The sequence below is a fragment of the Pseudomonas sp. NY11955 genome, assembly GCF_048068035.1.
GTDB lineage: Bacteria > Pseudomonadota > Gammaproteobacteria > Pseudomonadales > Pseudomonadaceae > Aquipseudomonas.
This window is the reverse complement of sequence record NZ_JBLUPS010000047.1, coordinates 1-899: the sequence shown is the minus strand read 5'-3', so window position 1 is coordinate 899 and position 899 is coordinate 1. Positions and strand designations below refer to the sequence as shown.

Sequence of the window (899 nt, the reverse complement as noted above, 5' to 3'; positions counted from 1 at the left end):
ACGGCGGGTTGCAGGCTGCCTTCCAGGATGTGGGTCTTGAGGTTGTCGATTGGCTGGCCGATCGGCACGCTGATGCTTTCGTCCGCCTGGCAGGTCCAGTGAGTGACGTCGATGGCCGCCTCGGTCGGGCCGTACAGGTTGTACAGGCCGGCCGCCGGTAGGCGTTGCAAGGTTTGCCGCGCCAGCTCGGCCGGCAGCGCTTCACCGCTGCACACCACACGCTTGAGGCTGACGCAGCTCTCGACTGCTTCGTGGGTCATGAACGCCTGCAGCATCGAAGGCACGAAGTGCAGCGTAGTGATGCCGCAGTGGTTGATGGTTTCCACCAGCAATTGCGGGTCGCGGTGCGCGCCCGGCTGGGCCATGACCAGGCGGGCGCCGGTCATCAGCGGCCAGAAGAACTCCCACACCGACACATCGAAGCTGAACGGGGTCTTCTGCAGCACACTGTCGCTGGCGCCCAGGCCGTAGGCCTTCTGCATCCACCACAAGCGGTTGACCAGGGCCTGATGGCTGTTGCCGGCGCCTTTCGGGCGGCCGGTTGAGCCGGAGGTATAGATCACGTAGGCCAGGTTCAGCGGCGCCACGTCGAGGTTCAGGTTGCCATCGTTGTAGCCGCTCAGGTCCTCGGTATCCAGGTCCAGGCTGCGCAGGCCGACCGGGATCGGCAGGGTCTCACGCAGGTGGGATTGGGTCAGCAGCAAGGCGATGCCGCTGTCTTCGAACATGTAGCTCAGGCGGTCCTGCGGGTACTCCGGGTCCAGCGGCACGTAGGCGCCGCCAGCTTTCACGATACCCAGCAGGCCGATGACCATCTCCAGGCTGCGCTGCATGGCGATGCCCACCAGCACATCGGGGCCAACGCCCTGTTCGCGCAGCTTGTGCGCCAGTTGGTTGGC

Annotated in this window: 1 protein-coding gene; it reads right to left on the bottom strand. The window is 65.4% G+C overall.

What is annotated here, in order from left to right:
• On the bottom strand, window positions 1-899 hold an 899-nt coding region (locus ACNFBR_RS29225), incomplete at both ends, for an AMP-binding protein (RefSeq protein WP_416737877.1).